The following is a 23,608-nucleotide window of genomic DNA, read 5'->3' as shown; positions in this document are numbered from 1 at the left end:
TAAAAAAAACTTAAAAAAATTTCTAATTATCAAAGGTTTCAATTTCTAACTGAATGTCTTCCCATTTTTTCATAAAATCCTGTAAATCAGATTTCATTTTTTGATAATTATCAAAGAAATTTGTCTTAGAAGACACCTCTTCGTAGTTTATTTCTAGCTCTAAATTTATCTTTTTTATGTCTTGTTCTAGTTGATTAATTTTAGACTCAACGTTACTTAACTTATTATTTAAAGATTTCATTTTTTTCTGATCTTCGTAAGACTGCTGCTTCTTAACCTTAGGTGTTTCTTTAACAACAGTACGTTTTTCAACGTCTCTTAAGCTTTCAACTTTTCGTTGATCTAAATAATAATCAATATCCCCTAAATATTCTTTTAACTTATGGTCTTTAAATTCATAAACAAAATTGGTTAAACCTTGAAGAAAATCACGATCATGAGACACCAAAATCAGTGTGCCTTGAAAACGTTTTAAAGCTTCCTTCAAAACATTTTTAGATTTTATATCTAAGTGATTCGTAGGCTCATCCATAATAAGCACATTAAAAGGTTGTAACATAAGTTTAGCTAAAGCTAATCTGTTACGCTCACCACCAGAAAGCACGCGTACATATTTTTCAACCTCATCGCCTCTAAATAAAAACGAGCCTAAAATATCTCGAACTTTACTTCGGTTCGTTTCGTTAGCAGCGTCAATCATGGTATCTAAAACTGTTTTGTTTCCATCAAGATATTCCGCTTGGTTTTGAGCAAAATATCCAATTTGCACATTATGCCCTAATTTTAAATACCCATCATACTTAATATCGCCTACAAGCATTTTAGCTAACGTAGATTTACCTTGTCCGTTTTGCCCAACAAAAGCAGTTTTACTATCGCGCTCAATTAATAAATCTATATCTTTTAAAACTTGATTATCGCCATAATTTTTGGATATCTTTTCAGCTTCTACCACAACCTTCCCTGGTGTTATAGAAACAGGAAAATTAAGTGTCATAACACTATTATCATCTTCATCAACCTCAATTCTATCAATTTTATCAAGCTTTTTTATAAGCGATTGTGCCATGGTTGCTTTTGATGCTTTAGCACGAAACTTTTCAATAAGCTTTTCAGTTTGCTCAATTTGTTTTTGCTGATTTTTTTGAGACGCTAATTGTTGTGTTCTCAATTCTTCACGCAATACTAAAAACTTAGAGTATGGTTTAGGATAATCATAAATACGCCCTAAAGAAATCTCAATAGTTCTATTAGTTACATTATCCAAAAACATTTTATCATGCGATACAATAGCCACAGCACCAGCATAATTTCTTAAAAAACCCTCCAACCAAATAATAGATTCTATATCTAAGTGGTTTGTGGGTTCATCCAAAAGTAAAATATCATTATTCTGAAGCAATAGTTTTGCTAACTCAATACGCATACGCCACCCTCCAGAAAACGTATCAGTCAGTTTATCAAAATCCTCTCTTTTAAAACCTAGACCTTGAAGAATTTTTTCCGTATCGCCTTGATAATTATAACCGCCTTGAATTTCATATTGGTGCTGTAGCTCGTTTATATCAACCATTAACTGATGGTATCCGTCACTTTCATAGTCTGTACGTTCAGCCAACTGATGGTTTACGTTTTCCATTTTAGCTTCTAAAGCTTTAATCTCTTTAAATGCCTCATAAGATTCTTCTAAAACCGTTCTTCCCAATATAAAATCAATATCCTGCTTTAAAAATCCAATTTTAAGTTCTTTATCAGCAGCAATTTGCCCTGTATCAGGCTCCATTTCTTTTGATAATATTTTAAGCATTGTAGATTTACCTGCGCCATTCTTTCCAATAAGTCCTATCCTATCGCCATTACCTAATTTGAAAGTTATATCTTCAAACAGATATTCTCCTTGAAATGAAATTGATAAATTATGAATGTTCATCATAGAAATGTAACTTTTATTACAGTACAATATTATTAAAATGGTATTTTTGCACTGTAATTGCGGATGCAAAAGTACATTAAATTATATGTTTAAAAAAGGCTCAAAATTATATAGCATTTTCTCTGGCACATGTCCAAAATGTCATGAAGAATCTATGTATGTAAATAAAAACCCCTACATACTTTCTGAGGCATTAAGCATGAACGAAACATGCAGTAACTGTAATACAAAATATAAAATAGAACCATCCTTTTTCTATGGCGCCATGTACGTAAGTTACGGTGTTGGTATTGCCTTTGCAGTAGCCGCTTTTGTTATAAGCTACTTTGTTTTTAACGCTGGCCTTAATTATATTTTTATATCTATTGTAGTCACTTTAATCGTTTTTATGCCAATAATAATGAGAATTTCCAGAAATATCTGGATTAATCTTTTTATGAGTTACAACAAATCTTTAGCTAGAAAAAAATAATTTCTTGGACTCTTACCTGCTGGCAGTTAGGTTAGTACAAGACGTCGAGCTTTACGGTATGAGTACTCGCCCCCAAAAGGTTGTTGGTTTTTATCCGTATGTTATTATTTTAAATTATTGAGCTTATGAAAATAAATATTTAACTGCAATACATTACGCAAGAATACCTCAACTTTTACTTCAGATTAAAAACGACTTATATCAATCTCGGCTTCTAATGGCTCATTACGTTCAATAAAGTTGTAAAGTTGTTTGGCTACATAAGGACCAACCATAACACCACGCGTTCCAAGTCCGTTTAATATAAATACGTTGTCATGGTCTTGATGTTTTCCAGCTAAAGGTCTTCTATCTTTTACAGTAGGTCTAATACCAGCCACTTGTTTAACCACATTAAAAGTGCAACTAATAAGTTTTTTAAGTTTAATTAAAAGTTCTACTTTGGCTTTTTCAGTAGTATCATGACTTAAGTCTTTCCATTCGTAAGTGGCACCAACACTATATAGGTCGTTACCCAACGGAATTAAAAAAACGCCTGCTTTCAAGACATAATCAATTTTTAAATCTGGTGCAAAAATAGTTAGTAATTCCCCTTTTGCAGGAGCTAGAGGCAAATTATTAAAATAGGGGTTGTGCCTTACACCAGAACCTTCAGCAAATACAATATGTTTTGCATATATGTTTTGATAATTAATAGTTTTGCCTTGTATTTGTAAATCATCATAATCAAACGGCTTTTCAAATAATAATCCATCTTTAAGCAACTCAGTTTTATACGCTCTAATCATGGTTTTAACATCAAGCCTACCTGTTTCTAATACCTCTCCAAAACCAAAAGACGCATTTATAGCATCATTATTATTCTTTATGATTTTTGGCGACAGATATCTTGAAAGTAAAGGTTTATCTGAAGCCGCAAACCAATCGTTTTGTTCTTCCTGTGAAGCAAATTTTCTATAAATAGGGATTTTATAATCTAATTTAACATGGAGTCTTTGCTCAATATTCGCATAAAGCGGCAATGCTACATCTAACTGCTCAGTGCTTTTCCAAACCGATGTAAACCGTTTTAATACTACAGGATTATATAATCCACCAGCAACTGTTGATGATTGCTGAGACCCATCATCAAACACCACAAATGATTTTCCATTTGCTGTTAACTGCTCGCAAAAACTAATTCCAGCAATCCCAATACCAACTATAATATAATCTACTTGCATAATTAATTGCGAAGATAAGTAGATTTTAATTTATTTTTTTTGACTTGGACTTTAATCAACTTATTAAAAAACAACCCTTCCGTCCTGCGGACACCTTCCCTTTTAAGTGAAGGAATACATTCAGTTTTAAATTAAGGGTAAAAAAAAAACGCTCACTTAAAAAAGTGAGCGCTTTAAAACTTATAGATTATTATGGCTTAATAAGTCCACATGTCTAATTCAAAATCTCTAATTTTATCTTTAATCCTTTCAGATTCAAGTAATTGCATTAAAGCATTTTGAGATACATATTCTGATATAGCTCTATCGCCTTGTACATTTTCTTCTCTAAAAATATAGCCTTGAAAACGTCTTGCATTCAGCACGTGATCAAAAGAAAATGGCATAGAACTATTACTGTTGTTAAAGGATTTAGCTTCATGTAATATTTCTCTAGCATCTGGAAAGAATACCCAAAATAGAGGCACTAAATCTGGTTCGGAGTCATCAATAAAGTTAACATCTGGAGCTACAGGAGCGATTCCTAATAGTCTGTATTTCATTTCCGATTGACGCTTATCAAAATACCAAAGTCCTTTAATGTGATACTCTTTTATATCAGCAGCATTAATCGATCTTTTATTAATATACTCTGCAGACAACTCTTCACCAGCATTAAGTTGCTCAATACCTAACTCTGTAGTATCAACCATTGTTAATGCAGACTCAATATCCTTTAAAGTACGTTTTGTTGTAAAATAAGAATCATCATAGATATTTTTGATTTTTCCGTTTTTAATGTTCTTCATAAGTACATCATATAACGATCTTCTATCACTACCAATATTATTTGTATCTATTGGATAGTAAAGTGGAAAATTAGCACGCTCATCTAGCACAACTTTTTCCCAAACCATTTTAGAAAACAGAATATCTCTATCATCAACATAACCGTATTCTAAAGGCTTGTCATTGTCAACTGCTTTTTGAGCTACAGTTCTTACGCCTATTTCATCAGGGCTTTTTGCATTAAGTATATTAGCTTGTGCAAATAAACTTGACCCTGCAAAAAAAGTAGCAACGGTTAATAAAAAATGTTTTAAATTCATCTTAATTTTATTTTACATTATAATTATTAGAGATATATTTAAATTGAATCTATCTCTAATAATTTATTTTAATTTGTAAGCTCAACAAAAACTGGTGATACTTTTTTAAGTATAACACTTACACCTCCCGCTTTTGCTTCAATGTCAAATATTTGAACACCAGATCCACGTTTAGCTTTTGCTAATGCTTTCTGAGCTCTACTATCTAACTTATTTCCCTTAACATTTATTGTTGGTTGTCCTGGTACTTTAAATTTAAATCCAGAAACTCGTAATGGTAATTCAAAATCAAAATCATCAAACTTAGCACCAACAGTAGAAATTTTAAGACTATTACGTTGCATTTTTATTGCACCATCTTCACCTCTTACAGTTCCTGTTGGTTTTGGTAAATCTTTAATTCTAAATTTAGCATTATCACTAACTTTTCCGCCATCTGGCAATGTACCAGTAACGTTGATAGTTACTTCTCTACCTTGAATTCTTGTAGCATCCATAACATAGCTACTACCAGAACCTCTTGATAAACCTTGAGCACTTGCAGTTACTTTATTATCTGGAATACCAGCAAATGAAATAGTCATTGGGTTTTTAACACCTCTATAAACCACATTCATTTTATCAGCAGAAATGGTAGCTGAATTTGGTTTTGCTACCGTAGCAAATGATGATTTTACAGGTACTTCAATTTCTTCACCATCTTGAGCAAAGATTAATTTACCTTCAATTTTATGTTCTCCAACACCACCTGTTCCTATTAACAATTTTACTTTACCATCTTCAATAGAATACTGATTTTCAGAAAGTTTTCTACCATCTAAAGTTAATTCAACTCTACTTGGTTTGGTTGATGCATCTTTACGACCTAAAACAATTTGTCCATCAAATTTCTCACCATTAAAGTAAGCCGATTTAGAGGTCTCCATTAAGGTTGTATAGTTTGTCATAGATACTTCACTAGAAAGCGTTCCTGCTAGCATATTTGATAATACTTCCGATTCAGTCGTTTTAATATCGGCTTGAAGTTGCGTCATTTTAGTTAAAGATGCTACTAAAGGAAATCCTTTGTAGTGATATTCTAACCACCCTTGAGATCTATTATCTCTATTCTTAACGTCATCAGTATTAAACTTATCATTAACCTCTTTGATAATGGGCTCCATACCTTTTTGCCCAGATAAAATGTTTGCAACACCTTCTCTAAAGGTTTTCATTTGCGCTAAAAATTCTTGACCATCTTCTTTTATTTTATCGCCTTTAAAGAAATGTTCGTCAAGATAATCGCCTTTATCCATGATCTCATAATCTGTTGGATCATCAATTTTAGCAGTCATTTTTCCTTTTAAATCTGTTAAATACGCATTAAAATTATGTGCTAATTCGTCTATTTGGTCTGCTTTTGCTTTTAAAGGCTTATATTTTTCTGGTTGACCTTCAGCTTTCACTTCTAAACTTGCAACAAAACTGTTATTTCTTGCTTCAGTTACTAAATTCGATTCGGTTAGCTTTTCGTTCATTAATCCGAAGGCTGAAAGCACTTCTTTTGACATATTTAAAGCTAGCATCGCTATAAATATTAAATACATCAGATTAATCATCTTTTGTCTTGGTGATAAATTATTTCCTGCCATGTTTAATTAGGTTTTTTTTGGTTAATTAATGTAATTTGGGATTATTTATTAACGCTCCTAATTATTTATTCATTGCAGATAACATACCACCATATACACCATTTAATGATGATAAGTTAGATGCTAAAGATTGCATTTGTTCTTTTAATTTTGCTGCATTTTCAACAGATTCCTCGTTGATTGTTTGCTGCTTACTTGCATTATCTAATTGTACTTTGTATAAGCTGTTCAACGATTCCATTTGAGCTGCTGCTAATGATAATTCCTCACCATATTTCTTTGACGCTTCAATTGAATCTACAGTAGAAGACATGTTTTTAGCAGCGCCTTCAAAACCTTTGATGCTATCTCCTAAACTAGCGATTAATTCGCCATCAATTTTAGCTTCTTTTAATAAGTTATCTAATTTTTGAGACAACAAACCTTGAGCATCTTCTTTTTTCCCATCTTTTCTCATGGATTGTCCTCCTGCTAATTCAGGATACACTAAAGACCAATCTAATTCATCATCTACAGGTTCAAATGCTGATAATGCAAATATAATAGCTTCAGTTAATAAACCAATAGTTAACATTACATTACCTGTTAAAGGTCCTATTTCAAAATGAATAATTTTGAATAGTGCACCAACGATTACAATTGCTGCTCCTAATCCGTATGCCATATTCATGAATTTCTTACTTGCTTTTGACTTTGCCATAATTTTCGGTTTTTAATTTTAAGTAGGTTTTCTTTTTTACTTAAGTAGGTTAATTAATAGTATTTATTCTTGATTTGGTTTAAAGTTTAATTCCCGTTTTTTGTTACTGCTGTCCCCATATAATCTTGAACGGTCCTGAATCCTATATAACTTCTTGCAGAATCTGCATATTCATAATCTCTTGAACTTACTTGTAAAAAGTACGCCACATCTTTCCATGAGCCACCTCTTACAACTTTACGTTTATTATTGGCATCGTTTACACTTGGATTTATGCTAGATGTGTATTCGTAAGATGAAGGATCATAAGATGCATTTACCCATTCTGACACATTCCCTGACATATTGTACAAGTTGTAGTCATTTGGCTCATACGATTTAGCTTCAACTGTATATAATGCTTGATCTGCAGCATAATCGCCTCTTACAGGCTTAAAATTAGCCATAAAACAACCTCTATCACTTTTTGTGTAAGGTCCACCCCAAGGATATGTTGCAGCTTGCAGTCCACCTCTAGCAGCATATTCCCATTCTGCCTCAGATGGCAACCTAAATGTATTTACCATTTGACCACCTTTTTTAGATTTTTGATACGTATTTTTCCATAGTGTTCTCCACTCACAAAATGCTTTTGCTTGTTTCCAAGTAACTCCTACAACCGGATAATCACTATAAGCATCATGCCAGAAATAATCGTTATGCATAGGCTCGTTATATGAATATGCAAAATCTCTAATCCAAACTGTAGTATCAGGATAAATTTCTAACTCTTCTTTTATTATTACATCTTTTCGCTTAACCCCTCTATTTTTCGCAGCCTCTTGGATGTCCATATGACTATACTGAAATTTAAATTTAGTAACATCCCAAGTTCGTTGTCCGTTGTATGACTCCTCTAAAGGTAAATACATAGAATCCATAACCTCAGCATAATACTCATCTAGATATTCTGAAGTATCAAAAATTAAATCAATGTCTTTATTTATCTTTCTTCCTTCATATCCGGTGGGTCCTAAACCTGTATAATTATCATACATGTATTTTTCGTAAACCGACATGTTTTCAGGATTTGCATCACTAAAAGCAAACTCACCTATGGTACCTTCATCTTCTTGAGTTAAGCCAACATCATCAGCTAATTTTGCTAACTCCATTCTTACTATTGAATCTCTTACCCAATTTACAAATTGGCGATATTCGCTATTTGTTATTTCAGTTGCATCCATATAAATAGCTCTAACAGTAACTGTTTTTGAAGGTGCATCATTAACACCAGCAAGATCATCATCTGCTTTACCCATTATAAATGAACCCCCAGGAACAAGCTCCATACCATAAGGCTTTTCTGGATGCCATTTTTTTCCTTGCACACCAACTAGTTCGCCCCTGTCTTTAGAACCGCAACTTGCTAGCATTGCAAATACAGTGGTTAACAATATAAACTTCTTAATATCCATAGAAAACTTGAGGTTAATTATTTTAAGCATCATTTTTGAGAGCGTAAACATATTTATATATTATTTAAAAAACAACTTTTTATCTAAAAAAATAACGTTTCATCGTAGAAAGTAAGCATTTCAACGATGAAATTGGTATTTAAACTATACTCTTTATTTTAAACGCTATTCTTCTGCAACGCTTTATACCAACGATCTGGCACCTTATTATTGCAGGCATCTAAATAATCTTGATGCATGCAAGGTAATAACGTATGTCTTTTTAATTTATTATTAACTTCTGCTAAAAAAGGAATTTCAATCCACCATCTTCCCGTTTTATTACTCTTATAAAATACTAATTCTTCAGATTCTACTAAGGCGATATACTTTTGATAATTTCTGTCATCTAAAAAATCATCATCCTTTACCCTATAATTAACACCCTCAATAAAATACCATAATATTTGCGCAACTAACATAGCTGTAAGGGTGTCGTCCTTTGAAGGTTTATATTCATAAACACCAAATGAAGACACTTTATTACTTATACCTGCATACCGTGCAATAGCACAAATCTCCTTTCCATCTAAACCGTTTGGCGAATATTTTTGTTTTGAACTGACCTCTGATCCTTTTACAGAAGTTAAATCTATACTTACAATATTAGCATCGCGTAAAACGGGCTCAACATAAGTGATATCTTTTGATACCGCTCCTAATCTATAAGATTCGAAATATAAATTATCCATCAAATCTATTTCTTCTTGCGAATTAAAATAGGTTTGATAACCAATAGTTGCATAATTAAATAAATTGTATGGCTGATCCAAAATGATTTTACCAACAAAACTATCGTTTTTAATAGGTTTTGTTGAATCTCCTAAATTAAACTGAGAGTCAACATTAACAATATTTACCATAGGTATTAAAGCATCATAAGCTCTATAATTCGCATAGGTAAGATCTTGTGAGCCTCCTAAAATAATAGGGATAATATTCTTTTTAACAAGAATAGTTATGGCTTCTTTTAGAGCAAAGTAAGTATCCTCAACACTTTCTCCTCTGTTTATATCGCCTAAATCTGCTACGTTAGTATTCCAACTTCCTGGAAAGAGACCGTAAAACGATTTTCTAATTTCATTCAGCTGAAATTCTTCGCCTATATAATTTATATCATTCCTATTTTCTAAAACACCTATTATCGCAATATTAATATCATCTAAATCAGGCATTCCATATTGTGCAGAGTGCATTTTAAGTTTTCGCCCTAGCGCTTGACCAGATAATAGCTCGTTATGTGCTAAAACTGAATCTGAAACAGGGGATAAAAAATTAAAATTCATGAGCTATGATTTCTTTTTTGCTGGTGCCTTCTTTTTAGCGGTTGTTTTCTTTTTTGTAGCCGTTTTTCTTTTGGTTGCTTTTTTCTTTGGTGCATTAGCTTCAATAATGGCTTTTGCCTCTTCTAATGTCATTTCAGACACATCCACCGTTTTAGCAAGCTCCACTTTTACTTTGCCTTTTAAAACGTTATGCCTACCCCAACGCGCTTTTTCAACACGAATACCTTCATCTTCCCAATTATGAATAACCTTATCTATCTCTTTCTGAATTTTTGTTTCTATTAATTCAACTATTTCATCATCAGAAAGGTTTTCCCAATCATATTTTTTATTTACGTTAATAAACATGTTGTTCCATTTTATAAATGGTCCAAAACGTCCTTTACCTTTTTGTACCGGTAAATCTTTATAAATATATATAGGGGCGTCTGCTTTTTGTTTTTCTTTAATTAAAACAATTGCATCATCCAACTCAACACTTAAAGGGTCTGTACCTCTTGGAAGTGATACGAAAGCATCTCCAAATTTCACATAAGGGCCAAAACGACCATTATTTACAAGAATTTCTTCACCTTCATAGTTCCCTAAATTTTTAGGAAGCTGGAATAAATCCATAGCTTCTTCGTAGGTTATGGTGTTTAATTGTTGATCTGGACTTAAACTTGCAAATTGTGGTTTCTCTTCATCATCAACAGTACCTATCTGTACCATAGGTCCAAATTTACCTAAACGTACACTAACACGTTTTCCAGTTTTAGGATCTTCACCTAAAATACGCTCGCCAGATTCCCGTTCTGCATTTTCTTTTACATCTTCAACTACAGGATGAAAAGTTTTGTAAAACGATTTCATCATTTCGGTCCAATCTACATTACCTTCAGCAATTTCATCAAAATCAGCCTCTACCTTAGCTGTAAAATTATAATCTAAAATCTGTTCAAAATGATTGACCAAAAAGTCAGTCACAATCATTCCAATATCTGTTGGAACCAATTTTCCTTTATCAGAACCAACTTTTTCACTTAACATTTTATCTTTTACAACACCTAATTGCAAAGTAAGTTGCGAATAGCTTCGCTCTAAGCCTTCAACAGTACCTTTTTCAACATAATTTCTGTTTTGAATGGTTGAAATTGTTGGTGCATAAGTTGACGGACGACCAATACCTAATTCTTCTAATTTTTTTACTAATGAAGCCTCAGTATATCGTGCCGGTGGACGCGTATAACGTTCCGTTGCTGTGATGTAATTATTAAGCAATGTTTCATTAGTTTTCATAGCGGGCAACATACCATCTTGCTCCACATCTTCATCATCAGTACCTTCTAAATACACTTTTAAAAACCCATCAAACGTGATAACTTCTCCATTAGCACTAAACGTTTCATTATGTGTTGAAGCACTAATCTTAACATTGGTACGCTCTAATTCTGCTTCACTCATTTGCGATGCAATAGCACGTTTCCAAATTAAATCATACAAACGCGCTTGATCTCTATCAATATCTACTGAATGTGTAGAAAAATTTGTAGGTCTGATAGCCTCATGCGCTTCTTGAGCACCTTTAGCCTTTCCTTTATAATTTCTTGGTTTGCTATATTTATCTCCGAAGGCATTTTTAATTTCTGCTTCTGCGCCTTTTCTGGCCTGATCAGATAAATTGACACTATCTGTTCTCATATAAGTAATTAAACCTGCTTCATAAAGGCGTTGTGCCATCGTCATGGTTTTACTTACTGAAAAATATAATTTACGAGATGCTTCCTGTTGTAAAGTTGATGTTGTAAATGGTGCAGCCGGTGATTTCTTTGCAGGTTTTTTTTGTAAATCTGCAACTTTAAAATCGGCTGAAGCATTTTGTTCTAAGAATTTTTGTGCTTCGTCTTTAGTTGAAAAATTCTTAGGAAGTTTTGCTTTAAAGGTTTGCCCGTCTTCATTTGAGAATTCAGCATCAATTCTATATGAGCCAACAGGTGTAAACCCTTGAATATCTCTTTCCTTTTCTACAATTAGTCTTACAGAAACTGATTGTACACGACCAGCAGATAATCCGCCTTTAACTTTTCGCCAAAGCACTGGAGACAACTCGTAACCCACAATTCTATCTAGAACGCGACGTGCTTGTTGCGCATCTACTAAATCGTAATCAATACCCCTAGGGTTTTCAATAGCTTTTAAAATCGCCCCTTTAGTAATTTCATGAAAAACAATACGTTTTGTTTTGTCATTATCTAATTTTAAAGTTTCGGCTAAATGCCATGCAATTGCCTCTCCCTCTCGGTCTTCATCACTTGCCAACCAAACCATTTCTGCTTTTTTAGCTAAGTCTTTCAGTTTTTTTACAACCGATTTTTTATCGCTAGATACTTCATATTTTGGTTTAAAATCACCATCAACATCCACTCCTAATTCCTTGGAAGGTAAATCGGCAATATGCCCAAAACTAGATTCTACTTTAAAATCTTTTCCTAGAAATTTCTCAATGGTTTTTGCCTTAGCAGGTGACTCTACTATCACTAAATTCTTCGCCATACTTCATTTTTTGAAGCTACAAATGTATATGAAAAAAAGTTTATCTGTAGCATTTTATGGATTATCTGTGTTTTATTTAACCAAAAAAGCCTGCTTTTTATATGCTAAAAGCAGGCTTTCTCTATTGAATATTTTTTATTCGGTCCTTGTCCCTATTTCTTCAATCGCGGTTTGTTCCTCAATACCTAAAGCGTCTTTATAAATAAAATATATTGGTATTGATGCAAATGATGCTGTTACAAATACGCCTACAAAACACATAATCATCCCTACTATTTGTGCCAACAATCCAGCAACAATCATTAACCCAAAAGTTATTAGCCACTTTTTGTTCCCTAATTTAAACCCCGCTTTTACAATATCCGATTCAGACATATCTGGGTTTAAAGCATAAATTACATACATTAATGAAAGTGGAACCATAGCATATATTAAAGGTAAAAAGCATAGTAATGTGGCAACTAAAGTAACACCAAACATCATTGCTCCCAGCTTTATAGATTTACCTAAATAAGGTTTTTTGAGAAAATAAAAATAATCATCTTTTGTGGCTTCATTAAAATCTTTTGTCTTGCATATTCTAAAAAAAGCGGCTTTTAAAGCTAATCCTATAACCGTTGCAAAAAACCCAAATACAATCATTAACAAATAAAACGGGATTAAAATAGCCATATTAGGTTCGCCTCCTTGCTGCATGGTTTCAGGATCTAAAACACCCATTGCTATTAAAGGCAAATACATAATAATATAGAACGGAAGCATTAATAGTATAGTTAATAAAATTATAACTAACCCTTGTACCCAAACTTTTTTAAAAAGCTCGACAGATTTGCTAAAAATATCTCCAAAATCTAAATCTTTAGCATTTTCAATTTTCCGAAGTAATGTTTCCATGGTGTTCATTTTAAAACCTATTTAAATATTAATAATCTGAATCGTTTCCAACACCAATTTGCTCTATTTCATTGGTGTCTTCAAAACCTATAACCTCTTTGTAAATAAAAAACACTGGCAAATAAACTATGGATATAGTTAACAAAACCCCAATACCACAACCTATAATACCTAACATTCCTAATAGCCCTGCTACAAACAAGGTGCCGAAAGAAATAAGCCATTTTTTATTCCCTATTTTGAAACTTGCTTTAACAATTTCCCCTTCGCTTAAATCTGGATTATTAGCAAAAATAATAGTAAAATAAGCCAGTCGCACAAACGCATAAATATAGGGTATCATAAACAGGTATTGTGTTACTGCCGCAATCCCTGTATGAATGATTCCAAGCATCAATAATTTAGAAAAGTATTCCTTCTTTAAAAAATAGAAATAATCATCTACTACTTGTTCTCCTAAAACATGTTGCTTACACATTCTGTAAAATGCTGCCACAAAAGCCATAGTTAAAGTGCTAACCAATATCGTTTGTGGAATACTAGCAATTATGGTGTCCGAATAAAAACTAAAAAACCCATCAAAATCAAGACCTTCAATATCAAGATTATTTTTGGGGGCTAAGCCTATTATAGAAAACAAAATATTTACAACAATAGCAAAAGAAACTACAAGTAAAACAAGGATTAAGCCTTTAAGCCATAATCGTTTAAATAACTCAATAACACTATCTAAAAGGTTACTAAAGTTTAAATCTTTAGCATTCTCAATCTTTTTTTCTAAACTTTCGTATGTATGCATTTATGGTATGGTAATTTATAAATTAAGTGATTATTTTCGGAATTAGCTACAATTATACACAAAAAAAATCTGCCCGAAGGCAGATTTTCAAACAACATTTATTTAGTTTAGTTTAGTATATATGAGCTAATCAGCTCAACGTTGTTTTCTATATATTCGAATTGATACAAGGTATTCCCTCCAATTAAAATCAAACTATTTTCTAAGGGAATAACATCTTTAGCTTGAATACCTTTTAAAGCATTCACCAGCTTTAAATCCTTAGGCGTTTCTCGCTCAAATAGCTTGAGTCCAGCAGTACCATCGCAAACGTATAGCATATTATTTTTAATTCCCAAACCATAAGGGTTTTCCAAATCATATCTAGCTGCCAAAGTCGGCTTTGTTTTATCACTAATATCAATAACCTCTAAAACGCTTTCTAGTTGCCAACAAAGATTACCGCCTCTTAAGGTTAAATACGCATAATCTCCATCTACCACAACAGGGTCGCAACCTTCCCAATGTGTAAACTCAGAAACAAACGCAGGCGCTGCCGGATTAACCAAATTATAGATATACATCCCATTTGTGCTACCAAGATATAAATACTCTTCTGCCTGAAACATGGTTTCTATATTCCATCCTGCATATTGTGTATCTTCATAAACTGGTTCAGCTAAATTTTGAATATTAAAAATTGCCATTTCATAATTCCCAACGGCATACAAATAGTTATCTACTACCTGAAATCGTGCTAATGAACCTCCCGTGCCTGTTGCAGATTCGGCCGTATTTAAAACAACACTATCATCTAAAGCAATATCAATTAGGTTATTATCTTCTTTTTTTCTTCTTTCAGTTGTGAGTGTCCATCCCACAATAATATCATCCTCAAAATTAAATCCACCAAAATCAACATCTTCGGCCTCAGTAGGAATATTATAATCATACACATTAAACACATCTTCCAACCGCTCTACAAACGACACATTATTAATATCCGAAATATCAAAAACTACTAAATCCGTAGCACTATCAGCATATAAAAAATTGTCTTTTACAGATATATCTTCATTCCCAGGAATCTCAATAAACTTAATGGGTTTTGGCGATTCAGGTTTAGAATTATCAATAACATGAATCCCAGAATTCACATCACCAACAAAAATATAATCTTGGTACACATAAATTTTACCAGGAGTATCAATAGTTTTAGGCACACTAACTTCAACCGCGCTCCGAAAAGCAGATTTACTCATTAACTGCGGCGTTGCTACTTGTACAAATTCATAATCATCATTTTTATCACAAGCTAAGACGCCTAAAATAACGAAGGACAAAAAAAGGTATTTCAATTTCATTGTAGGTTGTCTTATTGAAGATACAAAAAAGAAAAATTGGTTGCGTAAAAAAGTATTAAATCTTTTGTTTTTTTTGGCGCAACCCTAAAGGGTCGGGCTATCCGCTACAAGTCCTCACACCTTCGTCGCTGTGGGCTTTCCACTACTATCCCTTGCGCACCTACCCGCTAGAGCAATTCTTAGAAGCCCTTTGAATTCTCAACTATTAGCGACAAAATTAAGAAAAAATCAAACTGCCACTTTGTCACAAAACATAAATTAATCGTATCTTTGCACACTTATTGACCGATAGGAATATCGATACACTATGGAAAAGATAATAGACGAAAATAAACAAGGCGAAACTTTAGTTGTAGAACAAAAAGAAGGCAACAAACGCAAACTTTTTATTGAGAGTTACGGTTGCGCCATGAATTTTAGCGATAGCGAAATCGTTGCTTCCATCATGGCAAATCAAGGTTTTAACACCACTCAAAAGCTAGAAGAGGCAGATTTGGTTTTGGTAAATACCTGTTCTATCCGTGATAAAGCAGAACAAACCGTTCGTAAACGCCTTCAAAAATATAATGCCGTAAAACGCGACCATAATCCAAAAATGAAAGTGGGTGTTTTAGGTTGTATGGCTGAGCGCTTAAAAACAAAATTTCTTGAAGAAGAAAAAATTGTCGATTTAGTTGTTGGTCCAGATGCCTACAAAGATTTACCAAACCTTTTAGCCGAAGTTGATGAAGGTAGAGATGCTATAAATGTTATCCTATCAAAAGAAGAAACTTATGGCGATATTTCACCTGTGCGTTTAAATTCAAACGGCGTTACCGCATTTGTTTCCATTACTCGTGGGTGCGATAATATGTGTACGTTTTGTGTGGTTCCTTTTACTCGCGGACGAGAACGTAGCAGAGATCCACAAAGTATTATAGAAGAAGTAAATGATTTATGGAACAGAGGCTATAAAGACATTACCTTACTTGGGCAGAATGTAGATAGTTACCTTTGGTATGGTGGCGGTCTTAAAAAAGATTTTGAAAAAGCCTCCCCTATACAAAAAGCCACTTCGGTTAACTTCTCGAAATTATTACAACTTTGTGCCAAAGCACAGCCTAAAATGCGTATTCGTTTTTCAACATCAAACCCACAAGATTTAACTTTGGATGTTGTTGAAACTATGGCTAAATACAATAATATTTGTAATCATATTCATTTACCAGTACAAAGTGGAAGCAATCGTATTCTGAAAGAAATGAATCGTTTACACACGCGAGAAGAATACATGGGTTTGATTGATAATATTAGAAGAATAATCCCAAATTGCGCTATCAGTCAAGATATCATAGTCGGTTTTCCAACCGAAACTGAAGCCGATTTCCAAGACACCGTATCCCTTATGGCATACGTAAAATACAATTTTGGATATATGTACAAATATTCTGAACGCCCAGGAACCATGGCTGGCAGAAATATGAAAGATGATGTGCCTGAAGAAACAAAAAAACGAAGATTGCAAGATATAGTTGATTTACAGAGAATTCACAGCGAAATCAAAACCAAGGAATGGCTAGGTAAAACTGTTGAAGTATTGATTGAAAAGCAATCAAAAAAATCAGATGCACAATGGTCTGGCCGAACACCTCAAAGTATTGTTTGTGTGTTTCCAAAAGGTATTTATGAAGTAGGCGATTTTGTAAATGTAAAAGTTACAGATTGCACGAGTGCTACACTTATAGGAGAGGCAGTGGGGCTAAGCCCCTCCTAACCTCCCCAAAAGGGAGGAACTCTTATTCAGATGAAAAAAAATAAAAATAATGAAAACTCAAAATAATATTAATCTAAGTTTTTTAGTTCCCACTTTGGGGGCTAGGGGGCTTTTAAATTCCCACTTTGGGAGCTAGGGGGCTATGGAATCCGTTCAATCTATAAAACAACGATTTGGTATTATTGGAAATTCTCCATCACTTAATCGTGCTATTGAAAAGGCTATACAGGTGTCACCAACCGATATTTCAGTTTTAGTAACTGGAGAAAGTGGTGTTGGTAAAGAAAGTATTCCGAAAATCATTCATCAGCTATCTCATAGAAAACACAATAAATATATTGCCGTTAACTGTGGCGCTATACCAGAAGGCACCATTGATAGTGAGTTATTCGGACATGAAAAAGGCGCATTTACTGGCGCATCACAAACACGTGAAGGTTATTTTGAAGTGGCAGACGGTGGAACTATTTTTCTAGATGAAGTTGGTGAATTACCACTCACTACTCAAGTACGTTTACTCCGTGTTTTAGAAAATGGCGAATTCTTAAAAGTAGGCTCTAGTAAGGTACAAAAAACGGATGTACGCATTGTTGCAGCCACAAACGTAAACATGTTTGAAGCTATCGAAAAAGAAAAATTTCGAGAGGATTTATTTTACAGATTAAGTACTGTAGATATTAACTTACCACCACTTAGAGAGCGTCAAGAAGATATACATTTACTGTTTAGAAAATTTGCCAGCGACTTTGCATTAAAATATAAAATGCCAACCATAAAACTAACTGATAATGCGATTCAGGTTTTACTAAAACACCGCTGGGGCGGAAATATTCGTCAATTAAGAAATATAGCAGAACAGCTTTCTGTTTTAGAACAAAATAGAACTATTACAGCCGAAGTTTTAAGAAGTTATTTACCTGCAACTGCGGGAACCAATTTACCTGCAGTGATAAAAACTTCAAAATCTGAAAGTGATTTTAGTAGCGAACGTGAGATTTTATATAAAGTCCTTTTTGATATGAAAGCCGATCTTAACGACTTGAAAAAGTTAACTATGGAACTCATGAAGCATGGCAATGTTAAAGATGTTGAAAAAAATAACGAAAGTCTCATTCAAAAAATCTATGGAAATGACGAAAAAGACGATGTTGATTTTGAAGAAAACTTAGAAAACAACGATATAATAGCCATTCCTGAGCACAAATCTATTGAAGAGGAAGCAACTCCTATTCAAGATAAATATTACTTTGCAGAAGAAATCGAGGAAGAAGAGACCTTATCTTTACATGATAAAGAATTAGAATTAATTAAAAAATCGCTTGAACGTCACAACGGAAAACGTAAATTAGCAGCTGCTGAATTAGGCATCAGTGAACGTACATTATACCGAAAGATTAAACAATATGATCTTTAAAAACAGACAATCGGCATTTTAATAAAGCAACATAGCGAGTAACTGCTCGTTATACAATTTTTAACTAAATGTTACACTGAGCCTTTCGACTGCGCTCAAGATAAACTAAAGTCGAAGTATTACATTTAATATGAAAAACTATTTTTTTTACTTTTTACTTTTAGCTTTTAGCTTTACACTTATTGCTTGTGGGGCTTACTCGTTTACTGGAGCATCAATCCCTGCTGGGACCGAAACTTACCAAGTTAATCGTTTTGAAAATACATCGTTATTAATTGAGCCAGGTTTAGAGCGTGATTTCAAAATAGCGCTCGAAGATTTAATACAAAATCAAACTAATTTAACACTTGTTCCTTCAAAAGGAGATTTAGTTTATGAAGGCGAAATAACGGATTATAGAATTTCACCAACCACAGCGACATCAGACAACAGAGCTGCACAAAACAGACTTACAATTAGCGTTAAACTGAGATTCTTCAATAGAAAAAAAGCAGAAGATGATCTAGATCAAAACTTTTCATTTTTCTATGATTATCCGGCAACAGGAGAATTAACAGGGGCTCAAAAAACAACAGCTCACGAAGAAATTTTTGAACGTATTACACAAGATATTTTTAACGCTACATTGGCCAAATGGTAGTTTTTAATTAAAACCAATGGAACAAACAGATTTTACATCAATATTACAAAACCCTAAAGCTATATCACATGAGCAAACGGAGGGCGTAAAATCTATTATTAATGAGTTTCCTTATTTTCAGCCAGCTCGCGCTATACACTTAAAAGGCTTAAAAGACCAAAGCAGTATTACATACAATCAAGAACTTAAAACTACCGCTGCTTATACCACAGATAGGAGTATTTTATTTGATTTTATAACTTCAGAAGCTTTTATTCAAAATGAAATTTCAAAATTTATTAAAAAAAATACTGAAAATCTTAAAGATATAGATGTTCATATTGAAGACATTTCAATTCATAAAAGCGTAACTATTGATGATGCACTAAAACAACAAATAAAAGATACAGATGGCGTTTTAGACCCAGCTTTATTTCAACCCAAAAAAGTGCGCCCTAAAAAAATATCAAATTTTGTTTTAGATGAATCTGAATCTATAGAGCTTGTAACTGACGAAACAAAGACTCAAGAAGCTACAGCTGAGGATATATTGCATCTAGGAAAACCGCTTCAGTTTGATAAAAAAGAAACTCACTCTTTTAATGAATGGCTAAAATTAACACGCTTTAAACCTATTAAAAGAGAAACCAAAAAGGAAGAAAATCTAATTGAAACCAAAACTTCAGAAACTCTAGATAAAGAAAAAAAGTTTGAACTTATTGATAAATTTATAACTCAAAACCCAAAAATAAGTCCCGTTAAAACAACCTCTTCAAAAGGCAATTTAGCTAAAGCCCAAATGATACAACCTGAGTCTTTGATGACGGAGACTTTAGCACGTATCTATGTAGAACAGAAAAACTACAAAAAGGCTATCCAATCTTATAAAATTTTAAGTTTGAAATATCCAGAAAAAAGTAGTTTCTTTGCAAACCAAATTAAAGCAGTAGAGCAATTACAAGAACAAAATAATAAATAATAATGAGTACGTTTACAATATTTTTAGTCCTTATCGTAGTTGTAGCATTTTTACTAATCGTAGTAATCATGGTACAAAATCCTAAAGGTGGCGGATTATCATCATCTTTTGGTGGTGGTGGAACACAACAATTAGGTGGTGTAAAAAAAACAACAGACTTTTTAGACAAAAGCACATGGACGTTAGCAACACTTTTATTAGTTTTAATACTAATATCTAACGTTGCTATTGACAGAGGTACCGCTGGTACAGAATCTAAAGCTTTAGATCCTGACGCTCAAACAACACAACCATTACCTGTGCTTCCAACGGAGACTAGCACTGAGACACCAACAGATGCCCCTGAAGCTTCAACAGAAGAATAATTAGTTATTAAATAAACAAAAAATGCCAACTTCAAGAGTTGGCATTTTTTGTTTCTGCAAGTTTGTCAGTTTCTAAGTATTGGCACATTTTTAGTACAACGCTTAAGCGTTAATTTAAATTATAAAAATCAAAAATATAAAACAAATGGCATTAAACATTAAACCATTAGCAGACAGAGTTCTTATAGAACCAGCTGCTGCTGAAACCAAAACAGCCTCAGGAATTATTATTCCGGATAACGCAAAAGAAAAACCACAAAAAGGAACTGTTGTTGCTGCTGGCCCAGGCACAAAAGACGAACCTATTACAGTTAAAGTTGGCGATACTGTTTTATATGGGAAATACGCTGGAACAGAACTAAAGCTTGAAGGCAATGATTATTTAATCATGCGCGAGAGTGATATACTAGCTATTATTTAAATAGCTATTTGCTATTAGCCTTTAGCTTTTAGCTCCAACTAAAATTAATATTAATTCTTGGCCAATAGCAAACAGCTAAAGGCTTAAAGCAAAAACCTTAAAAAATGGCAAAAAATATAAAATTCGATATTGAAGCACGCGACGGATTAAAACGTGGCGTTGATGCATTAGCAAATGCAGTAAAAGTAACATTAGGTCCTAAAGGGCGTAACGTAATTATAAGTAAATCTTTTGGTGCCCCACAAGTCACTAAAGATGGTGTAACTGTAGCTAAAGAAATTGAGTTAGGAGACGAACATGAAAACATGGGCGCTCAAATGGTAAAAGAAGTCGCTTCTAAAACCAATGATTTAGCTGGTGACGGTACGACTACTGCAACCGTTTTAGCTCAAGCTATCGTAAAAGAAGGCTTAAAGAATGTAGCATCTGGTGCGAACCCAATGGATTTAAAGCGTGGTATTGATAAAGCTGTTGAAGCGATTACTAAAGATCTTGAAAAGCAAGCTCAAAAAGTTGGTAATTCTTCTGAAAAAATAAAACAAGTTGCTTCTATTTCTGCAAACAACGATGATACTATTGGAGAGTTAATTGCACAAGCTTTTGGAAAAGTTGGAAAAGAAGGTGTGATTACTGTTGAAGAAGCAAAAGGTATGGAAACATACGTAGATGTGGTTGAAGGTATGCAGTTTGACAGAGGGTACTTATCACCTTACTTTGTAACTGATGCTGATAAAATGATTGCAGATTTAGAAAATCCATACATTTTATTGTTCGATAAAAAGATTTCTAACTTACAAGAAATTCTTCCAATTCTAGAACCTGTTGCACAATCTGGTCGCCCATTATTAATTATTGCTGAAGATGTTGATGGTCAAGCATTAGCCACCTTAGTAGTAAACAAATTACGTGGTGGATTAAAAATCGCAGCTGTTAAAGCTCCTGGATTTGGAGACAGACGTAAAGCCATGCTTGAAGATATTGCTATCTTAACTGGTGGAACTGTTATTTCTGAAGAAAGAGGATTTACATTGGAAAATGCAGATTTAAGCATGTTAGGAAGTGCTGAAACCGTAACTGTTGATAAAGACAATACGACGATTGTAAACGGTTCTGGAAATGCCTCTGACATTAAAGCTCGAGTAAACCAAATAAAATCTCAAATTGAGACTACAACATCTGATTACGATAAAGAAAAACTACAAGAGCGCTTAGCTAAATTAGCTGGTGGTGTTGCTGTACTTTATGTTGGTGCTGCAAGTGAAGTAGAGATGAAAGAGAAAAAAGACCGTGTTGATGATGCTTTACATGCAACTAGAGCTGCTGTAGAAGAAGGTATTGTTGCTGGTGGTGGTGTTGCCTTAGTAAGAGCAAAAGCCGTTTTAGCTAAAATTACTACCGATAATTTAGATGAAACAACAGGTGTTCAAATTGTAAACAAAGCCATTGAAGCGCCTTTAAGAACCATCGTTGAAAATGCAGGCGGTGAAGGTTCTGTAGTTATCAATAAAGTATTAGAAGGCAAAAAAGACTTTGGTTACGATGCCAAATCTGAACAATATGTTGATATGCTTAAAGCTGGTATTATCGACCCTAAGAAGGTAACGCGTATTGCTTTAGAAAACGCAGCTTCTGTATCAGGAATGATTCTTACTACGGAATGTGCTTTAATTGATATTAAAGAAGACGCTCCTGCAATGCCTCCAATGGGTGGCGGTGGCATGCCAGGAATGATGTAGCAGTGAGACGCTGCTGACAGATTACTTACTCATACGTGAAATTACGTGTTTGAAAAGAAACTTGGCACTCAAATTATAAACAAAAAACGCTTCCAGAATTTGGAAGCGTTTTTTTATTTTAATATGACAATTTATATTCAATTAAACCAAACCGCATAGCGTTGTCTGCGTAATTCCAAAGCTAAGTTTTTCTCCATTTTAAGTGCTTCTTGTCTTGTGGCTATTGGATCAATATGATTGTATAAACTAGGTCTTAAATAAGAGCCATATTTTTCAACAATACCAGAAGATAGTTTATATCCTTTCTTGTTTATAAAACCTGTTTTATGTTGCACGAATCGTTCTTTTGGTGTTTTACTTGTCATACCAACATACAGACATTCTAAGACGCCATTAAATTGTGGATTAGCAGCCCGAAACTTTGCATTTTCAGTAAATACACGTTTTGATAATTCGATAACATAAATTCGATATTGTGTTTTAGGCATAACTAAAAGTAAACTCTAAAATCATATTCAGTTTTTTGCTTTAGTCATTATGGTCATCAACAACCTTATCATCTCTATACTTACAACAATCATGTACCGTAGCGTAAGCTTCATCTGTTGCTTTTACCTCTTCAACATCATGTCCTGCGGCTAAAACTTGTTTTTGAATAGTTTCGACATTAGTCTTTCGTTCATCATAAATTAATTTTAATTCATGAGAATCGATATTCCATGTTGCAAATTTCACACCCTTAGTATTTAAACACGCTTTTTCAATTCGTGCTTTACACATTCCACAAACACCATCAACTTCCATAGAGGCTTTAGCATTTTTGTTTTGCGCAAAGGTGGTTGCTGTTATTAAGACTATTAATACTGTTATTATTTTTTTCATGTTATCATTTTTTTATTTTATCTGAACCAAAATCAAACATCT

At 33.4% G+C, this 23,608-nt stretch carries 21 protein-coding genes; 8 read left to right on the top strand and 13 right to left on the bottom strand.

The features are described from left to right. Positions 1–22: 22 nt before the first annotated feature. Positions 23–1,933, bottom strand: coding sequence for an ABC-F family ATP-binding cassette domain-containing protein (locus P8K68_RS05370; protein ID WP_300248648.1), 1,911 nt, complete (start codon positions 1,931–1,933; stop codon positions 23–25). 85 nt (positions 1,934–2,018) lie between these two features. Between P8K68_RS05370 and P8K68_RS05365 the strand changes: the two genes are divergently transcribed. Further along, positions 2,019–2,405 (top strand): DUF983 domain-containing protein, encoded by a 387-nt coding sequence (locus tag P8K68_RS05365; RefSeq protein WP_300248647.1) that lies wholly within the window; start codon positions 2,019–2,021, stop codon positions 2,403–2,405. Positions 2,406–2,590: 185 nt separating this feature from the next. Here P8K68_RS05365 and P8K68_RS05360 read toward each other — a convergent pair whose 3' ends face one another. The 10 genes from P8K68_RS05360 to P8K68_RS05315 form a co-directional block, all read right to left on the bottom strand. Next, on the bottom strand, positions 2,591–3,628 hold the full coding sequence (locus P8K68_RS05360) for an FAD-dependent oxidoreductase (protein WP_300248646.1): 1,038 nt from the start codon (positions 3,626–3,628) through the stop codon (positions 2,591–2,593). 197 nt (positions 3,629–3,825) lie between these two features. Continuing rightward, positions 3,826–4,716, bottom strand: a complete 891-nt coding sequence (gldN, locus tag P8K68_RS05355) for a gliding motility protein GldN (RefSeq protein ID WP_300248645.1) — start codon at positions 4,714–4,716, stop codon at positions 3,826–3,828. A 68-nt stretch (positions 4,717–4,784) separates the two neighbouring features. After that, the gene (gldM, locus tag P8K68_RS05350; RefSeq protein WP_300248644.1) at positions 4,785–6,347 is read right to left on the bottom strand and encodes a gliding motility protein GldM; all 1,563 of its coding nucleotides are present in this window, start codon (positions 6,345–6,347) and stop codon (positions 4,785–4,787) included. Positions 6,348–6,408: 61 nt separating this feature from the next. Further along, positions 6,409–7,047 carry a gliding motility protein GldL gene (gldL, locus tag P8K68_RS05345; RefSeq protein WP_300248643.1) on the bottom strand — a complete coding sequence of 213 codons (639 nt, stop codon included), beginning with the start codon at positions 7,045–7,047 and terminating at the stop codon, positions 6,409–6,411. A gap of 86 nt (positions 7,048–7,133) precedes the next feature. Next, on the bottom strand, positions 7,134–8,504 hold the full coding sequence (gene gldK / locus P8K68_RS05340) for a gliding motility lipoprotein GldK (protein WP_300248658.1): 1,371 nt from the start codon (positions 8,502–8,504) through the stop codon (positions 7,134–7,136). Between the two features lie 158 nt (positions 8,505–8,662). Then, positions 8,663–9,829 (bottom strand): formimidoylglutamase, encoded by a 1,167-nt coding sequence (locus P8K68_RS05335; protein ID WP_300248642.1) that lies wholly within the window; start codon positions 9,827–9,829, stop codon positions 8,663–8,665. Positions 9,830–9,832: 3 nt separating this feature from the next. Next, entirely contained in the window at positions 9,833–12,361 is a 2,529-nt protein-coding gene (gene topA / locus P8K68_RS05330) for a type I DNA topoisomerase (RefSeq protein ID WP_300248641.1), read from the bottom strand. A 135-nt stretch (positions 12,362–12,496) separates the two neighbouring features. Beyond that, positions 12,497–13,255, bottom strand: coding sequence for a hypothetical protein (locus P8K68_RS05325; protein ID WP_300248640.1), 759 nt, complete (start codon positions 13,253–13,255; stop codon positions 12,497–12,499). A 28-nt stretch (positions 13,256–13,283) separates the two neighbouring features. Next, positions 13,284–14,054 (bottom strand): hypothetical protein, encoded by a 771-nt coding sequence (locus tag P8K68_RS05320; RefSeq protein ID WP_300248639.1) that lies wholly within the window; start codon positions 14,052–14,054, stop codon positions 13,284–13,286. A 107-nt stretch (positions 14,055–14,161) separates the two neighbouring features. After that, the gene (locus P8K68_RS05315; RefSeq protein WP_300248638.1) at positions 14,162–15,397 is read right to left on the bottom strand and encodes a hypothetical protein; all 1,236 of its coding nucleotides are present in this window, start codon (positions 15,395–15,397) and stop codon (positions 14,162–14,164) included. Positions 15,398–15,704: 307 nt separating this feature from the next. Here P8K68_RS05315 and miaB point away from each other — a divergent pair, with 307 nt between their 5' ends. The 7 genes from miaB to groL all read left to right on the top strand — a co-directional run bounded on the left by miaB (position 15,705) and on the right by groL (position 22,684). Continuing rightward, positions 15,705–17,150, top strand: coding sequence for a tRNA (N6-isopentenyl adenosine(37)-C2)-methylthiotransferase MiaB (miaB, locus tag P8K68_RS05310; protein WP_300248637.1), 1,446 nt, complete (start codon positions 15,705–15,707; stop codon positions 17,148–17,150). Positions 17,151–17,292: 142 nt separating this feature from the next. Next, the gene (locus tag P8K68_RS05305) at positions 17,293–18,564 is read left to right on the top strand and encodes a sigma-54 dependent transcriptional regulator (RefSeq protein WP_300248636.1); all 1,272 of its coding nucleotides are present in this window, start codon (positions 17,293–17,295) and stop codon (positions 18,562–18,564) included. 130 nt (positions 18,565–18,694) lie between these two features. Continuing rightward, entirely contained in the window at positions 18,695–19,204 is a 510-nt protein-coding gene (locus tag P8K68_RS05300) for an LptE family protein (RefSeq protein ID WP_300248634.1), read from the top strand. 16 nt (positions 19,205–19,220) lie between these two features. Then, positions 19,221–20,162 carry a hypothetical protein gene (locus P8K68_RS05295; RefSeq protein WP_300248633.1) on the top strand — a complete coding sequence of 314 codons (942 nt, stop codon included), beginning with the start codon at positions 19,221–19,223 and terminating at the stop codon, positions 20,160–20,162. Between the two features lie 2 nt (positions 20,163–20,164). Beyond that, complete coding sequence (gene secG / locus P8K68_RS05290; RefSeq protein WP_300248632.1) at positions 20,165–20,527, top strand: preprotein translocase subunit SecG; 363 nt, start codon at positions 20,165–20,167, stop codon at positions 20,525–20,527. 145 nt (positions 20,528–20,672) lie between these two features. Continuing rightward, positions 20,673–20,948, top strand: a complete 276-nt coding sequence (locus tag P8K68_RS05285) for a co-chaperone GroES (RefSeq protein WP_271560433.1) — start codon at positions 20,673–20,675, stop codon at positions 20,946–20,948. A 104-nt stretch (positions 20,949–21,052) separates the two neighbouring features. After that, positions 21,053–22,684, top strand: a complete 1,632-nt coding sequence (gene groL, locus P8K68_RS05280) for a chaperonin GroEL (RefSeq protein WP_300248631.1) — start codon at positions 21,053–21,055, stop codon at positions 22,682–22,684. Positions 22,685–22,821: 137 nt separating this feature from the next. Here groL and P8K68_RS05275 read toward each other — a convergent pair whose 3' ends face one another. After that, positions 22,822–23,172 carry a ribose-5-phosphate isomerase gene (locus P8K68_RS05275; RefSeq protein ID WP_300248630.1) on the bottom strand — a complete coding sequence of 117 codons (351 nt, stop codon included), beginning with the start codon at positions 23,170–23,172 and terminating at the stop codon, positions 22,822–22,824. A gap of 40 nt (positions 23,173–23,212) precedes the next feature. Then, a complete protein-coding gene (locus P8K68_RS05270; protein WP_300248629.1) occupies positions 23,213–23,566 on the bottom strand; it encodes a heavy-metal-associated domain-containing protein in 354 nt (117 codons plus the stop codon). Positions 23,567–23,608 lie beyond the last annotated feature (42 nt).

The organism is Algibacter sp. (genome assembly GCF_029245835.1).
Taxonomy (GTDB): domain Bacteria; phylum Bacteroidota; class Bacteroidia; order Flavobacteriales; family Flavobacteriaceae; genus Algibacter_B.
Note: the sequence above shows the minus strand (reverse complement) of the source record. Positions and strands in the feature narration are given on the sequence as shown.

What these genes read in the sequence shown, in the direction of transcription:
- P8K68_RS05370 (WP_300248648.1), bottom strand. Translation starts at nt 1,933, where the DNA reads ATGATGAACATTCATAATTTATCAATTTCATTTCAAGGAGAATATCTG.
- P8K68_RS05365 (WP_300248647.1), top strand. Translation starts at nt 2,019, where the DNA reads ATGTTTAAAAAAGGCTCAAAATTATATAGCATTTTCTCTGGCACATGT.
- P8K68_RS05360 (WP_300248646.1), bottom strand. Translation starts at nt 3,628, where the DNA reads ATGCAAGTAGATTATATTATAGTTGGTATTGGGATTGCTGGAATTAGT.
- gldN (WP_300248645.1), bottom strand. Translation starts at nt 4,716, where the DNA reads ATGAATTTAAAACATTTTTTATTAACCGTTGCTACTTTTTTTGCAGGG.
- gldM (WP_300248644.1), bottom strand. Translation starts at nt 6,347, where the DNA reads ATGGCAGGAAATAATTTATCACCAAGACAAAAGATGATTAATCTGATG.
- gldL (WP_300248643.1), bottom strand. Translation starts at nt 7,047, where the DNA reads ATGGCAAAGTCAAAAGCAAGTAAGAAATTCATGAATATGGCATACGGA.
- gldK (WP_300248658.1), bottom strand. Translation starts at nt 8,504, where the DNA reads ATGGATATTAAGAAGTTTATATTGTTAACCACTGTATTTGCAATGCTA.
- P8K68_RS05335 (WP_300248642.1), bottom strand. Translation starts at nt 9,829, where the DNA reads ATGAATTTTAATTTTTTATCCCCTGTTTCAGATTCAGTTTTAGCACAT.
- topA (WP_300248641.1), bottom strand. Translation starts at nt 12,361, where the DNA reads ATGGCGAAGAATTTAGTGATAGTAGAGTCACCTGCTAAGGCAAAAACC.
- P8K68_RS05325 (WP_300248640.1), bottom strand. Translation starts at nt 13,255, where the DNA reads ATGGAAACATTACTTCGGAAAATTGAAAATGCTAAAGATTTAGATTTT.
- P8K68_RS05320 (WP_300248639.1), bottom strand. Translation starts at nt 14,054, where the DNA reads ATGCATACATACGAAAGTTTAGAAAAAAAGATTGAGAATGCTAAAGAT.
- P8K68_RS05315 (WP_300248638.1), bottom strand. Translation starts at nt 15,397, where the DNA reads ATGAAATTGAAATACCTTTTTTTGTCCTTCGTTATTTTAGGCGTCTTA.
- miaB (WP_300248637.1), top strand. Translation starts at nt 15,705, where the DNA reads ATGGAAAAGATAATAGACGAAAATAAACAAGGCGAAACTTTAGTTGTA.
- P8K68_RS05305 (WP_300248636.1), top strand. Translation starts at nt 17,293, where the DNA reads ATGGAATCCGTTCAATCTATAAAACAACGATTTGGTATTATTGGAAAT.
- P8K68_RS05300 (WP_300248634.1), top strand. Translation starts at nt 18,695, where the DNA reads ATGAAAAACTATTTTTTTTACTTTTTACTTTTAGCTTTTAGCTTTACA.
- P8K68_RS05295 (WP_300248633.1), top strand. Translation starts at nt 19,221, where the DNA reads ATGGAACAAACAGATTTTACATCAATATTACAAAACCCTAAAGCTATA.
- secG (WP_300248632.1), top strand. Translation starts at nt 20,165, where the DNA reads ATGAGTACGTTTACAATATTTTTAGTCCTTATCGTAGTTGTAGCATTT.
- P8K68_RS05285 (WP_271560433.1), top strand. Translation starts at nt 20,673, where the DNA reads ATGGCATTAAACATTAAACCATTAGCAGACAGAGTTCTTATAGAACCA.
- groL (WP_300248631.1), top strand. Translation starts at nt 21,053, where the DNA reads ATGGCAAAAAATATAAAATTCGATATTGAAGCACGCGACGGATTAAAA.
- P8K68_RS05275 (WP_300248630.1), bottom strand. Translation starts at nt 23,172, where the DNA reads ATGCCTAAAACACAATATCGAATTTATGTTATCGAATTATCAAAACGT.
- P8K68_RS05270 (WP_300248629.1), bottom strand. Translation starts at nt 23,566, where the DNA reads ATGAAAAAAATAATAACAGTATTAATAGTCTTAATAACAGCAACCACC.